The organism is Phnomibacter ginsenosidimutans, assembly GCF_009740285.1.
Lineage (GTDB): Bacteria > Bacteroidota > Bacteroidia > Chitinophagales > Chitinophagaceae > Phnomibacter > Phnomibacter ginsenosidimutans.
In genome coordinates this window covers 1,471,326-1,484,381 of the sequence record NZ_CP046566.1, presented here as the reverse complement: position 1 = coordinate 1,484,381, position 13,056 = coordinate 1,471,326, and the positions used below count along the sequence as shown (strand labels likewise).

Below are 13,056 nucleotides of genomic sequence, written 5' to 3'. Positions count from 1 at the left end.
CAAAGCGCTACAAACGCCGCCTACAGCAGGTTGATGCCCTGCTCCCGATAAGGTTTCAACATCGGATCTTGTGGGTCGATTTCGGTTACTAAAATATCTATCTCATTGGTGCTGCACACCTGCAAGGGTTGTATGGTATTCAGCTTTTCAGAAATGGCAATGGACACCAATTTATCTGCCGACCGAATCAATTCCTTTTTTACTTCTATTATGTCCCATGCAGTTTCTGTAATGCCTGCAGTGGCATCCAGTGCATTGGTACCGAGTATACACAGGTCGGCACGGATGGACCCCAGCTGACGGTTTACCTCCGCTCCCACAGCCATCTGTGCATGCTTGTTCAGTTTGTTGCCTATAAAAATAACCTCGCTATGCGGATGGTTCATCAGCTCCAATGCAATGGGCACACTTGGGGTAATAAAAGTGGCCGTTAGCTCTGCCGGCAAAATATTGATAAGCTCCCTTATGGTGGTGCCACCTGTGAGCAAAATAACCATGCCCGATTGTATAAGCTGCACTGCTTTGCGGGCAATCAGCTTTTTTTCTTCGGGCAAATACACTTTATTGTTGGAAAGGGTAAAATGAAAACTTTTGGATACCGCTCCGCCGTGCACTTTTATAAGCACCCCATCTTCAGCCAATTCCTGCAAATCGCGGCGGATGGTATCTTCCGATACATCCAATCGTTGTTGCAAATCGGTACTATACACCCGGTTGTGTACGTTTAGTTGCTGAATAATAAAAGCGTGTCTTTCTTGTTTCAACATGGCAAAAACCTGCATAAACCCGCATAAATATAGGATTTTGATGACAGCATCCTATGTCGGGGGAAAATATTTTCTCAGGCTGCCGCTTCCTCCGGCGCCTCCTGAACAGCAAATAGTTTTCTGATAAAACCGGCCGAAAACCAACCAAACCCAAGCAACACACTCACAAGGGCGCCAATTAAAATGGCCATTTTTGAGATATCCTGATGAATGGCATCTCCAAAAGCAAGGGCTGTAATAAAAATGGACATGGTAAAACCAATGCCTGCTAAAATGCCGGCGCCAACGATGTGGTACCAATCGATTCCTCTTGGCAGCACAGCCGCTTTTTTTCGAACCAGCAACCAGCAAGCCAGGGTGATACCAACGGGTTTACCAATCACCAACCCCACAAATACCCCCCAGGCCAATGTGCTGTGTATCGCATTTTGCAGCATATCGCCATTTACTACAATGGCTGTGTTTACCAAAGCAAAAACGGGCAGTATAAAAAAGTTGACTGGGTTGTGGAATTTCATTTCAAAACCTGCCAGCTGTTTATCGGGCACCATAAAGGCCAGCAGCACACCGGAAATAGTGGCATGAATACCAGAATTGAACAAGCAGTACCAAAGCAAAATGCCCAATATAAAATGAGGCGCACCGAATGTCATTTTGCGGCGGTTCATGAAATACAGCAACAACAGGATAAAACATGCCAGCAATAAAAACATGCCTTTAATGGCACCGCCATAAAAAAAAGCAATCACTAAAATGGCACCTAAGTCATCGATGATAGCCAGAGCCATCAAAAAGATTTTCAGGTTGGCGGGAAATTTTTTACCCAGCATGCTGGCAATGCCCAATGAAAAAGCAATATCCGTAGCCGTTGGTACACCCCATCCCTGCTGAAATTGTCCGCCTTTATTGAAAAATACATACAAAACAGCAGGCACTATCATGCCACCAACGGCAGCGCCAATGGGTAATATGGCTCTTTTTACAGAAGACAACTCTCCCATCACCAACTCCCGTTTGATTTCCATGCCTACCAAAAAAAGAACACTGCCATCAACCCATCGTTGATGAAATGCAAGGCGGAATGTGGCAAATGCCAATGGTGCAAAAATTCGAACTCGGTAGTAATGGCTCCAATGAAAGCATTGCCCCATGGCGAATTGGCCAGCAGCAACGCCAACACAGTATTTACCAGCAAGATGATACCGATAGCCCGGCTATCATGAATGAACTCTTGCAGGTAGGTTATAAATCTTCTCTTCAGAAAAAGAATGGGCATAAGAATAATTTAGCTGCTACAAATTGCTTTGTCAAAATAAAGCATCCTTAGCGGCCGAGCAATTCTGCAAAGCTTTTTGGTCGCTTTTGGTCTTGCCAGTTGAAACCTTTCAGCCGGTTTTCGCCCGGAGGTATTTGCCTTATCGGGTAAGTTGTTCCTTTCAAATCATTGATGAACTTCACCCGTTTTGCCTTTTTGTTTTCAAAAAACATATCGATGGCATCGGCAGTGCTTTTGTTCATGCCTACAAACTTATCATAGTCGTCCAATGCATAGTACACACTTTCAGCACGGCCTTTGGTACGTACATAACTAATGTTTCCCTCAGTAAACAATGCATTAATCGTATTGCCTTTTACCTGATTGTAGGCTTCGCCCTGCACCCTGTTGATCACAAATCCGTTGAAGTATGCAAAGAGCCTGTCGGCCTTTTTGTTCTTGGTAAAGAGATACATCGTATCTGCTGTAATCTGGCTTTCATTGGCCCAAACAATGGGTCCGGTAAACAAGCGGAATGCTGAATCTGTGCCGGCATAAAACATACTGTCTGCCACGGCCTGCACCGAGTCGGAAAAAATGCGAACATGATGCCAGGCTTCAAAAAAGCGATTCATGCTGCTGTCCTTTCCATTTAGGTCGGGTGCAATATAGTTTTTGCCTGCTGTGTCTATGATAATGGGAATGCTCCGATTGAGTTGTGTGGTGATTTTACCACTGAATAACGTATCTGCAGTGATGAAAACAGAATCCTGATCTTGTTTCAAAATCAACAACGGCATTTGCGTAGCTAAAAAGAAGAATTCTTCTTGTTGGCAAACAACTGATTGCTCAACACCGCCACACCGCTGGCTGTATCTCTGTACACCACATTGCCATTAAACTGTCCCAAACCTTCTTTGTCATCAAAAGCCATGTCATCGCTTACGATGGTATAGGTACTGTCTTCAATCACAGGGCGTTTGCCAAACACCGCTTTGTTGTTTTTTAAATCGTAATAGCCGCTGCTGGTGTATATTTTTCGCTTGCCGTTGATGATGGTGGTTGGCGCAATAAACGTGGCCACTTCTGTACGGGAGTTGTACTGCAATGAATCGGTAGCCATGTTGTACTCCGGGTCTTTCAGCACCACTTCTTTCGAAAACACCACATCTTTTGTGGCTTCATAATATTTGGCATTCTTGCTGGTGAGTACTGTTTTTTTGTTCAGCACTTTGCCACCCGATTTGTAATCGGCAATACCAAGGTTCATGTCGTAGTTCAGCTCATTGGTGGTAAGAACAGAACCTTTGTTGTCAACCAGCCGCACATTGGTTTTTAGGTATGCATGCTTTTCATTGCCTTTGTAGCGGAGGTACTTGCTGTAAGTATGCAGTGAATCGCCATCATTGATGTGAATGTTGCCGAATGCTTCAATCACATTGGTTACTTCATTGAGCACGGCACTGTCGGCGTAAAACAAGGTACCCTCCTGCCGCAGTTGCACATTGCCTGCCAGCGACAACAAGCGGGTGAGTGAATCTACTTTTTCAAAATTGTATCGCTGGGCTTTGATGATTTCCAACCTGCGGGTGCTGTCTGTTGGTGGTGCCACAGTACCCTGTGCCCAACCAGCTACCGACAACAACCATAAACAACTGATAAACAGATAACGCATAAAAGTGGTCAAAGAAACAGAATGTTGTGCAAGCCTGCGCTGCAACAATGTTAAACCACCCCGGCTATTGGCGGCTGTACACTTGTACCTGATCGGGGTTCATGGTTTTGGGGCGTACTTTTTCTGATTTGCCCGGTTCGGCATCGTACTGAAAACTGTCTTTCTTTTTACTCCATTCTATAATACCGTAGAGTGTTTTTCCTTTCAAAAAACCACGGTCGAAGGGGCCCAAATCGAGTATGCCAGAAGTCTTGCCTGTTTTTTCGTAATGATAGGTAATGCGAAAAGTATCGCTGCGGCCTTCCATGTTCAAAATCCATTCGCACTGGTTGCCCTTCGTGAAACGTATGGTTTGTCCATTTTTGTTGCTCCACGTGCCTTTGAGTGGTTCAAACAAACCGAAACTCATGAGCATTAAACAAACGGCGACGGGTACTATCCAGCGGAGTTTTTTCATGGCATTTAATTTGGCCGCACAATAATAACAAACCCTGCCATTGTAATGGCAGGGTTTGTAAATAAGGCTATCGACTGCTGCTTATTTTGCAGGGGCAGGCTGCTTGTTTACGTTAGCAGTCCACTCCATACTCAATGCACTTTTTTCGATTTTGATGTAGCTGCCGGGGCTTACTTCCAGCTGCAGGGTTCCATCTTCATTTACTTTGTTGATGGTGCCGTGGATACCAGCGATGGTTACAATTTTATCACCCTTTTGCAGGTTCTCTACAAACTTCTTTTGCTCTTTGGCCTTCTTGGCTTGTGGTCTGATCATGAACAACCAGAACACCAAAATCATCATGCCCAAAAAGATAAATTCGAAACCACTGCTTTTGCCACCGGGTGCTGCCAGCAGTACTAAAAACTGACTCATTATTGTTGCTTATTTGGTTATAAAAAATTACGATTTAAATACCAGGCTTCACCGGCTGCGGCGTACTGGCCTTAGGTCCTTCTGTGCTGCCAATCACTTCTACATTAAACTCCAACACATGGCTTTGAGTGCCTACAGTATTGGTAACGACAGTAATGGTTTTATGATTTACTCCACTGCGTCCCTGGCTATCAAACACTGCTTTTACAGAAGCTTCGGCTCCGGGCATTACAGGTTCTTCTGGTTTTGAAGGAACGGTGCAACCGCAGCTGGCATTTACGCTTTGTACAATCAATGGTTTGGTGCCGGTGTTTTTCATGCGGAAAGTAACTTCCAACTTTTGTCCTTCCCGAATTTTGCCCATATCCTGTATGGAATCCAGCCACTGAATGCTGGTATAATTGGCCGAATCATTGAGCACAGTTGCACGGTCAATGCCGCCTTCTGCAGGCACTTTGGTGTCTGCTTCCGACAGACAGGCTACAAAACTTACCGATAATGCGGCCAGTAAAATAATTTTCATGTTCATGGTAACAGCTTGACTTGAACCGCTGCAAATTGCGCCATTCAGCAACAATTTCCTACTATTTTTTAAAGGCTACTTTTTCCATTTTTCCTGCGGCCTCCAGCTCTTTGCGAATGTTATCGAGAATACCATTTACAAACTGGCCACTCTGGTTGGTGCTGTACGCTTTTGCCAAATCAATGTATTCGTTGATGGTAACTTTTGGCGGAATGGTTTCAAAAAACAGAAACTCTGCTACGCCCAGCTCCAGCAAAATCATATCTAATTGTGCCAAACGATCGGCGTCCCAGTTGCGCAGTTTGGGAGTAATCCATTCGTCGAGCACCGTTTTCTTTTTTTCAGCGGCATCCAGCAGTTGGCAGGCAAAAACAAACTTTTCCTGACCAATCATTTCCTTCAACTGAAACACACCGGGCTTTTGCAAATAATGCAGCATCAGCAGTTGCAACATTTCGGCATCATCATCCCAATTGGTGTACAACTCTTCAATAAAGCTTACCCAATCTTCGTTGGCCAGCATCAAATCGTTGTAAATGAATTCAAGAATTTCCTTTTCTGATTTTTTCTCCCGGCCTTCAGCACTGTTGTACACCGCATAAGGGGTGCTTTGCGTAAGCAGGTTGTAGGTTTTTTTAATCCACTCCTGGCTTTCTTCAATCATCGAAGGCTGGTACTGTTCTACCCCGTCTTTGTAAAAACTGCTTTCCAAAATGCGCCACAACAATTCGTTGCCGGCAATTTTTACAGGCACAGATAAATCTTCGGCCGTAGGCAAATGCTTGGCCGCACGGTTGCGGGCATCGGTTTCGGCATAGCGGGCCACTTCGGTTAAAAACCAAACCTGATAAATGAACAATGAAATGCTGTAATCGAACTGACGACGGAGCAATTTTTCGGCCGTGCTTTCGCTGGCCGCCGGTGTAACCGGCTTCTTGCTGTTTTGAAACACTTTGGAAGGGAAAGGCAACTCATTACCTGTACGCAACGCATACAAGCACTGCATCACTTTCACCCTGATATTTCGCCTGCTTATCATATAAAGAACTTTTTTGAAGGCGGGCAAAGGTAATGGTTGGCAGCCGAAACCCCTAAGCAGAATCAGAACGGAGGCGGAAGCAGCGGTGGTTTAACGACCGTTTGGCATTTCATAAAAAGGGCCGCCCCTTGCGGAGCGGCCCTGACAACAGCCGATGCTGTAATTATTGTTTCACAAATTTCAGCGATTCTTGTTTACCATCTTTATTGATGCGCAAGAAGTAAGTACCGGCAGGCAAAGTGCTTACGTCTATGCCTGTTTGTACAAAATTGCTGATGCTGGCACTGCGCTTCATCAGGCGCATATCGCTGCTAAACAGCTCCCACTGTACGGGCTTGGTTACCAGTTCGCCCATGTTGAGGGTGATGCTGCTGGTAGCCACCGTTGGGAATACAAACGGACGGGCATTGCTGGTAGCGGTGCTGCGTACAGAAACCACTTTACTCATACTGCTCTTGCCATCGGCATCTACCTGCAAAATGCGGTAGTAGTTGATACCCGCTTGCGGCTTGATGTGCTTGAAGTTGTACACCCGGCTGCTGTTGGTATTGCCACGGCTACGAATACTGCCCATTGTAGTGTAGCTATTGCCATCCCTGCTGATTTGTACATCAAAACGATTGTTGTTTTGCTCACTGCCCACAGTCCAGCTAATGAGGTTGTGATCGCTGTTGCCCTTGGCCTGTACATCCAACCAGGTAACTGGTAAAGTTGCATCTGGCACGCCTACACCAAAGCCGGAGAAACCGGTATTGAACTGCGCCATAATAGTGCGGCCCGTACCAAATGTGCCCCGCACCGGTGATGCGTTTACTTCAACCTGATTTACCGGTACACTGCCTGCGGTGTAGCTGCTGATGGGCGAAGTTGTTTTCACCATCATGCTACTGTTCCAGCTTTGGCCGGTAGCAGTTTGCCAGCCTTGTACTTCGGCATCTGTGTAGTACAAAGTGATTTCATAACTACCTGATGCGTTGTTGTTGGTTGGTGTTACTGTAAATGTTTTATCGAAAAGATGGTTGGCCGTAGTATTGTTCCAGAAGGCTTTGCTGGTAGTACCTGCACGGTCGATGTTTACCACAGTACAACCGTAATCGTGTGCCGACAGGTTGCGCAAACGGGCCATAATTTCTGAACCTGTGCTGTTGTAGATATAGATATCAGCAAATGGTCCAAAATAGTAGGTATTGTTGGTGTTTACTGCGGCTGCAATATTTACAGATCCGCTGGATGCACCTCTGAAGCGCATCACCGGACGATAGTAACTGGTTCCGGCGCCTGTGTACAAGGTACCCGAGCTGGTTAATCCATCACAACTGTTGCCATTTTCTCTTTTCCAAATAGCCATTATAGCCGGTGATGCATCATTGCTGGTAGAAGTGATTTCAGTTTTAACTGGATCGGCTCCACCACCGGCAGCCGGGTTGGCCAAATCATTATCAAAACACATTTCAACCAAAATGTTACTCACCCCATCCCATGCAAATGGTGTTTGCAGCATAAAATCATTGATGCCTGCCTGACTGTAATAATTAGGGGTACTAAAAACGGTAGTCAAGCCTGTTTGCAATGCCACGTTACCATTGAAACTTTCCAGGCTGACCTGTTTCATTGACAACCTGAAATTTTCATATGCCCCTAACGAATTCTTAGCGGTGATTTCAAATCCTAATTGAGTAATGGTTCCAGCCCCCAAGCCCAATGCTCTCAACTCTGCTGCGGTATAAATCATTTGTGTTTTAGCATCTGTAAAATCACCTCGGAATGGCTGAGTAAATGTGGCTTCGTATATGCCAGCAGTTACAGTGGTGATGCCACCTGCTGATGGTAACGCATCATCATCTGGTATAACTATACTTACAGTTTGAGCAGACAAGCCTGTAGCTGCATCTGTACTGCCAGACAAGCTATAAGTGAGATTAATAACTTCTTCTCCTTCAATTTGAGCATCATTAAACACCCGCACTGTAATGGCTTTGGAGGACGAAGAACCACTTAGAAAAACAGTGTTTTTACTCGGTGTTGCAAAGCTTCCGTTGGTCGAAATTTGAAAATCCTGACCTTCTGTGGCTGTAGTACCTGCACCCACTTGTACAGTTACGTTTGCATCGCCTACAGGTGCTTTAGATATGGTTAAAAAAACAGTGTAATCTGTATATGATCTACAATCAGCAAAACCCGTTGTTGCCTCAGTCATTACAGCTTTTGCAAACTGAAAATTTACATCTGGTGTAGTGCGGGCAGGCACTTGAGCTGTATACAAACCGCGGCCATGTGTGGCTGCAGAAAGCACACCTGTGCCATGAGTATATTGCAACATGTTTACCCGTACATTGGCTAGTCCCGTATTCGTAGGATCCCAGGCGGTAGATGTTCCATTCAAATTATCTGTACTCCACACGCCCATTTCTGTTGCCAGCAATGCATGATCACTGTTGCGGGGATCAAATACGGCCCAACGTACTGGCATATCTGGCAAATTGCCTTCTACAGAAGTCCATGAAGCCCCGCCATTGTTGGTTTCCCACACACTGTTTACACCATAGTTGCTAAATGTAACGAGCATATGTTGCTCATTAGAAGGGTCAATTGCTATACAAGAGACAGAACCGGCAATACCAGAGTTCCAAACCAGCGTACCTGTTTTGGATGTACCAGTATTGGCAGCGTCTACTGCCACCACTCTTCCATTATTGGTGCCAAAGTATACGCGGTTACTAATACTAGGCGACACACTTACATGAGTAACACTACCACTACCGAAATTGCTTACAGCTACATTATTTGTTGCGCCATCTGTAGCTGGGTTTAAATACCTGAAATAGGTGCCGGCAGAGTTGCCACCATAAAGAATATTGGCATAATCATCATAATCCGTTGGATTAATAAAACCTCCGGTATTGGCTTTAAAACGATTGGAAAATGAAGTGCCTCCGTTGGTAGATACATAGTAGTTATTATACACGTAAGAGGTAATCATGATGTTTGGCTCATTCTGATCGATATGACAGAAAGCCCCATCACCGCCAGTTACCTGTGTTGTGCTGTTCATACCAGCTGCAGTAAAGCGATGACTACCGTTGTCCTGCGCCCCTGCCAAAAAAAAATTCGGATTAGTAGGGTGATTTGCCACAGCATAAAATTGCGTTACGTTATAGCCGGTGTTTTTGCGGGCAAATGTGGGGAATACACCTACCGTGGTATTGTCAGCATCGGCAGTGTAATCTATACCGCCATCTGTACCCAATACCATACGACTACTGCTGCCGGGTGCATAGGTAAGTGCATGGTGGTCGGCGTGAACATTTTGTGCAGTTGTATATCCGGTTGCTGCAAACAAGCTCCAGGTTGTTTTTTGACTCCAGCTAGAGCCGGCATTGTCCGAACGCAGCGCATCAACCCCGCCAATGTAGAGGCTGTTGCTGTTGAGCGGATCTACTGCCGCAATCAAATCGTACCAGGCTTGGCCACGGGTAAAATTCGAGTTGCTGCCCTGGTCAATAATGGTAGGCACACTCTTACTGGTCCAGGTGTTGGTATTGGCATCATACTGCTTAATGTAAGCGGCATTCTGAGTGCCGTTTCCTTCAAAAATGGCATATAGCAAATTGCTGCTGCTGGGCGATACCGCCAGTTCTATACGGTCATACGCATCTGTGGCCGATGCAATCGGTACTACATTGGTACTTGGGTCTGGTGTAATATCTTCCCAAGTACCCACATTTCCGGTATTGATACCATGGATGGATTGTGCACTGCGATAAACCCTGCCGGTGGCAAAAAAACCAATGCTGGCATACATATCGCCATTGGCAGCCAGCTCCAGATCGGCGCCACGACTATTGGGCCCCTGCACCGGAGCGCCTAATACCTGCGTCCAACTGGCTCCGCCATCCACTGATTTTTGAATGCCCACCGCCTGTGTGACAGTGCGGTTGCGTAGAGAGGCATATAAGTTGCCGGAATTGTCCAATTGCAAATCTTGCACATAGGCAAAATTGCCGGTACTGGTCAGGCGGGTCCAGGTGGTACCGCCATTGGTACTTTTCCAAATGCCCAAACCTTCAATGGCATCGCCATTAAACCAACCTTCTCCGGTACCGAAGTACATTACAGCTGGATTGCTGGCATTTTGTGCAAATGAGGTAACGGCTATATTGTCAAAAAAGTCGTTCACTTTTATCCATGTAGGTGAGGCTGCCGTAATGTCGGTGGTATACCACAAACCGCCACCAACTGAGCCGGCCCATACTTTTTGTAGCCATTGGCTACGTCGCCCAAATCAAACCAGGCTACCCTGCTGCGGCCACCCACATTGTTTGGCCCCCTTTCTACCCAGGTAATACCTGTAACAGGTGCCAGCGGATTGATTTTTTTTGTGGCAATAATCTGGTCGCGGAGTTTACGGACCTCCAGCAATTTTTCTACCGGCACCCTACCGGTACCGGGCTCCCGGGTAAGCTCATAATCCCAGGCAATGGCTCTGTCAATGCCATCCTGCTTGGCTTCGCGTTTGAGTTCCTTGAGTGTTTTGGTGTGTTGATTGTCTTCGGCTGCGGCATTTTGATAGGCCTGAAAGGCATGCATACCTGAGCCTGCAAGACCGGCCACTAACAATAAGTAAGGTGTAAATTTGATCATATTACTTTATTGGGTTGCTAACATACAAAACTTGGCCCCGCCAAGTTCACCTGATGAATGTCTTTTTGGCAATTCCTGCTGAAAAATTGTACAGAATATCCGCCACATGACAGCAGATATACGTACCAATCTGCAAAAATGGCTTTAACAAGTGCCAGTTGCCGCCCATGGCACAATTATGGCAGATAGGCCAGCACATAACTCATTCATTTAAAACACTAAAACAATACGTTTTATGGCCAAAGAGAAAAAACTGTCGGTGACTCCCCTGCATGACAGGGTAATTGTAAAGCCCGCTGCAGCGGAAGAAAAAACTGCCGGCGGCATCATCATCCCCGATACAGCCAAAGAAAAACCTCAGCGTGGCACAGTAGTAGCCGCTGGTCCTGGCAAAAAAGATGAGCCCGTAACCGTAAAAGCTGGTGATACCGTATTGTATGGCAAATATGCCGGTACTGAAATCAGCATTGAAGGTGCCGACTACCTCATCATGCGTGAAAGCGACATTCTGGCCATCGTTTAAAATGTGCCGATTAGCTAATTAGCTAATGTGCTAATGTTCGCTTGCGTCGACCAACAAAAGCATCCCCATTTTCTCATTTTCAAATTTTAAAATTTTCAAATTATCCATATGGCTAAGCAAATTTTCTTCGATATCGAAGCCCGCAATAAAATGAAAAAGGGCGTTGATACCCTGGCAAATGCCGTGAAAGTAACCCTCGGTCCTAAGGGCCGCAACGTTGTCATCGAAAAGAAATTTGGTGCTCCTGCAGTAACCAAAGACGGTGTAAGCGTAGCAAAAGAAATTGAACTGGAAGACGCCATTGAAAACATGGGCGCCCAAATGGTGAAGGAAGTAGCCAGCAAAACTGCTGACATTGCCGGCGACGGTACTACTACTGCCACTGTACTGGCTCAATCTATCATTAGCGAAGGCCTGAAAATGGTAGCCGCTGGTGCCAACCCCATGGACCTGAAGCGTGGCATTGACAAAGCCGTAAGCCTCGTAGTAGCCAACCTGAAAGGACAAAGCCAGGCTGTAGGCAACGACAGCAAGAAAATTCAGCAGGTAGCAACTATCTCTGCCAACAACGACGAAACCATCGGTAAGCTCATTGCCGAAGCTTTTGCCAAAGTGGGCAAAGAAGGTGTCATTACCGTAGAAGAAGCCAAAGGCACCGACACTACCGTAGATGTAGTAGAAGGTATGCAGTTCGACCGCGGTTATATCAGCCCCTACTTCGTAACCAACAGCGAGAAGATGGAAGCTGAACTGCAGAACCCCTACATCCTGATTTTCGACAAGAAGATCAGCGCCATGAAAGATATCCTCCACATCCTCGAGAAAGTAGCTCAGGGCGGTCGTCCGCTGCTGATCATTGCCGAAGATCTGGAAGGTGAAGCACTGGCTACATTGGTGGTAAACAAACTGCGTGGTACCTTGAAAGTGGCTGCTGTAAAAGCACCCGGATTTGGCGACCGCCGCAAAGAAATGCTCCAGGACATTGCTATCCTCACCAAGGGTATCGTTATCAGCGAAGAGCAAGGTTACAAGTTGGAAAATGCTGACCTCACTTACCTCGGTCAGGCTGCCAGCGTAACCATCGACAAAGACAATACTACTATCGTTGGTGGCAAGGGTGACAAGAAGGACATTGCTGCCCGTGTCAACCAAATCAAAGCACAAATTGAAACCACTACTTCCGACTACGATCGTGAAAAGCTCCAGGAGCGTTTGGCGAAACTGGCGGGTGGTGTAGCCGTACTTTACGTAGGTGCTACTACCGAAGTAGAAATGAAAGAAAAGAAGGACCGCGTAGATGATGCCCTGCATGCTACCCGTGCCGCTGTAGAAGAAGGTATTGTACCTGGTGGTGGCGTGGCTTATATCCGTGCTATCGAAGCTTTGGAAGCCAAGGTAAAAGGACAGATTGCAGATGAGCAAACAGGTATGGCTATTGTACGTCGTGCACTGGAAGAGCCTATGCGTACCCTTACTGCCAACGCCGGCATCGACGGTTCAATTGTAGTGCAGAAAATTAAAGAAGGTACCAAAGACTTTGGTTTCAATGCCCGCACTGAAGTGTACGAAAACCTCTTCAAGGCTGGTGTAATTGACCCCACCAAAGTAAGCCGCGTAGCATTGGAAAATGCCGCTTCTATTGCCGGTATGCTCCTCACTACGGAGTGTGTGATTGCCGACAAGCCAGAACCTAAATCTGCAGCTCCTGCAGGTGGTCACCCAGGCATGGGCGGAATGGATTACTAAGAAAGTCGGGAGACGG

Annotated in this window: 11 protein-coding genes and 1 pseudogene; 2 read left to right on the top strand and 10 right to left on the bottom strand. The window is 46.3% G+C overall.

What is annotated here, in order from left to right; translation table 11 throughout:
• Window positions 1-20: 20 nt before the first annotated feature.
• The 10 genes and pseudogenes from GLV81_RS06315 to GLV81_RS06270 form a co-directional block, all read right to left on the bottom strand.
• Window positions 21-767 carry a DeoR/GlpR family DNA-binding transcription regulator gene (locus tag GLV81_RS06315; RefSeq protein WP_157477814.1) on the bottom strand — a complete coding sequence of 249 codons (747 nt, stop codon included), beginning with the start codon at window positions 765-767 and terminating at the stop codon, window positions 21-23.
• 74 nt (window positions 768-841) lie between these two features.
• Window positions 842-2,043: pseudogene (gene nhaA, locus GLV81_RS06310) on the bottom strand (Na+/H+ antiporter NhaA).
• A 47-nt stretch (window positions 2,044-2,090) separates the two neighbouring features.
• Window positions 2,091-2,807 carry a hypothetical protein gene (locus tag GLV81_RS06305; protein WP_157477812.1) on the bottom strand — a complete coding sequence of 239 codons (717 nt, stop codon included), beginning with the start codon at window positions 2,805-2,807 and terminating at the stop codon, window positions 2,091-2,093.
• Window positions 2,808-2,830: 23 nt separating this feature from the next.
• Window positions 2,831-3,709 carry an OstA-like protein gene (locus GLV81_RS06300; protein ID WP_157477810.1) on the bottom strand — a complete coding sequence of 293 codons (879 nt, stop codon included), beginning with the start codon at window positions 3,707-3,709 and terminating at the stop codon, window positions 2,831-2,833.
• A 52-nt stretch (window positions 3,710-3,761) separates the two neighbouring features.
• Window positions 3,762-4,154, bottom strand: coding sequence for a hypothetical protein (locus tag GLV81_RS06295; RefSeq protein ID WP_157477808.1), 393 nt, complete (start codon window positions 4,152-4,154; stop codon window positions 3,762-3,764).
• Between the two features lie 81 nt (window positions 4,155-4,235).
• Window positions 4,236-4,568 (bottom strand): preprotein translocase subunit YajC, encoded by a 333-nt coding sequence (yajC, locus tag GLV81_RS06290; protein ID WP_157477806.1) that lies wholly within the window; start codon window positions 4,566-4,568, stop codon window positions 4,236-4,238.
• A 34-nt stretch (window positions 4,569-4,602) separates the two neighbouring features.
• On the bottom strand, window positions 4,603-5,097 hold the full coding sequence (locus tag GLV81_RS06285) for a DUF1573 domain-containing protein (protein ID WP_157477804.1): 495 nt from the start codon (window positions 5,095-5,097) through the stop codon (window positions 4,603-4,605).
• 55 nt (window positions 5,098-5,152) lie between these two features.
• Window positions 5,153-6,130: a transcription antitermination factor NusB gene (gene nusB, locus GLV81_RS06280; RefSeq protein WP_157477802.1), complete on the bottom strand. Its 978-nt coding sequence runs from the start codon at window positions 6,128-6,130 to the stop codon at window positions 5,153-5,155.
• Between the two features lie 163 nt (window positions 6,131-6,293).
• Entirely contained in the window at window positions 6,294-10,355 is a 4,062-nt protein-coding gene (locus GLV81_RS06275; RefSeq protein WP_157477800.1) for a T9SS type A sorting domain-containing protein, read from the bottom strand.
• Window positions 10,310-10,771 (bottom strand): hypothetical protein, encoded by a 462-nt coding sequence (locus tag GLV81_RS06270; RefSeq protein ID WP_157477798.1) that lies wholly within the window; start codon window positions 10,769-10,771, stop codon window positions 10,310-10,312. The genes GLV81_RS06275 and GLV81_RS06270 overlap by 46 nt, the downstream gene beginning before the upstream one ends.
• A 235-nt stretch (window positions 10,772-11,006) precedes the next feature.
• Here GLV81_RS06270 and GLV81_RS06265 point away from each other — a divergent pair, with 235 nt between their 5' ends.
• Both GLV81_RS06265 and groL read left to right on the top strand, forming a co-directional pair.
• Window positions 11,007-11,294: a co-chaperone GroES gene (locus GLV81_RS06265; RefSeq protein WP_157477796.1), complete on the top strand. Its 288-nt coding sequence runs from the start codon at window positions 11,007-11,009 to the stop codon at window positions 11,292-11,294.
• Window positions 11,295-11,402: 108 nt separating this feature from the next.
• Entirely contained in the window at window positions 11,403-13,040 is a 1,638-nt protein-coding gene (gene groL, locus GLV81_RS06260) for a chaperonin GroEL (RefSeq protein WP_157477794.1), read from the top strand.
• Window positions 13,041-13,056: the final 16 nt, after the last annotated feature.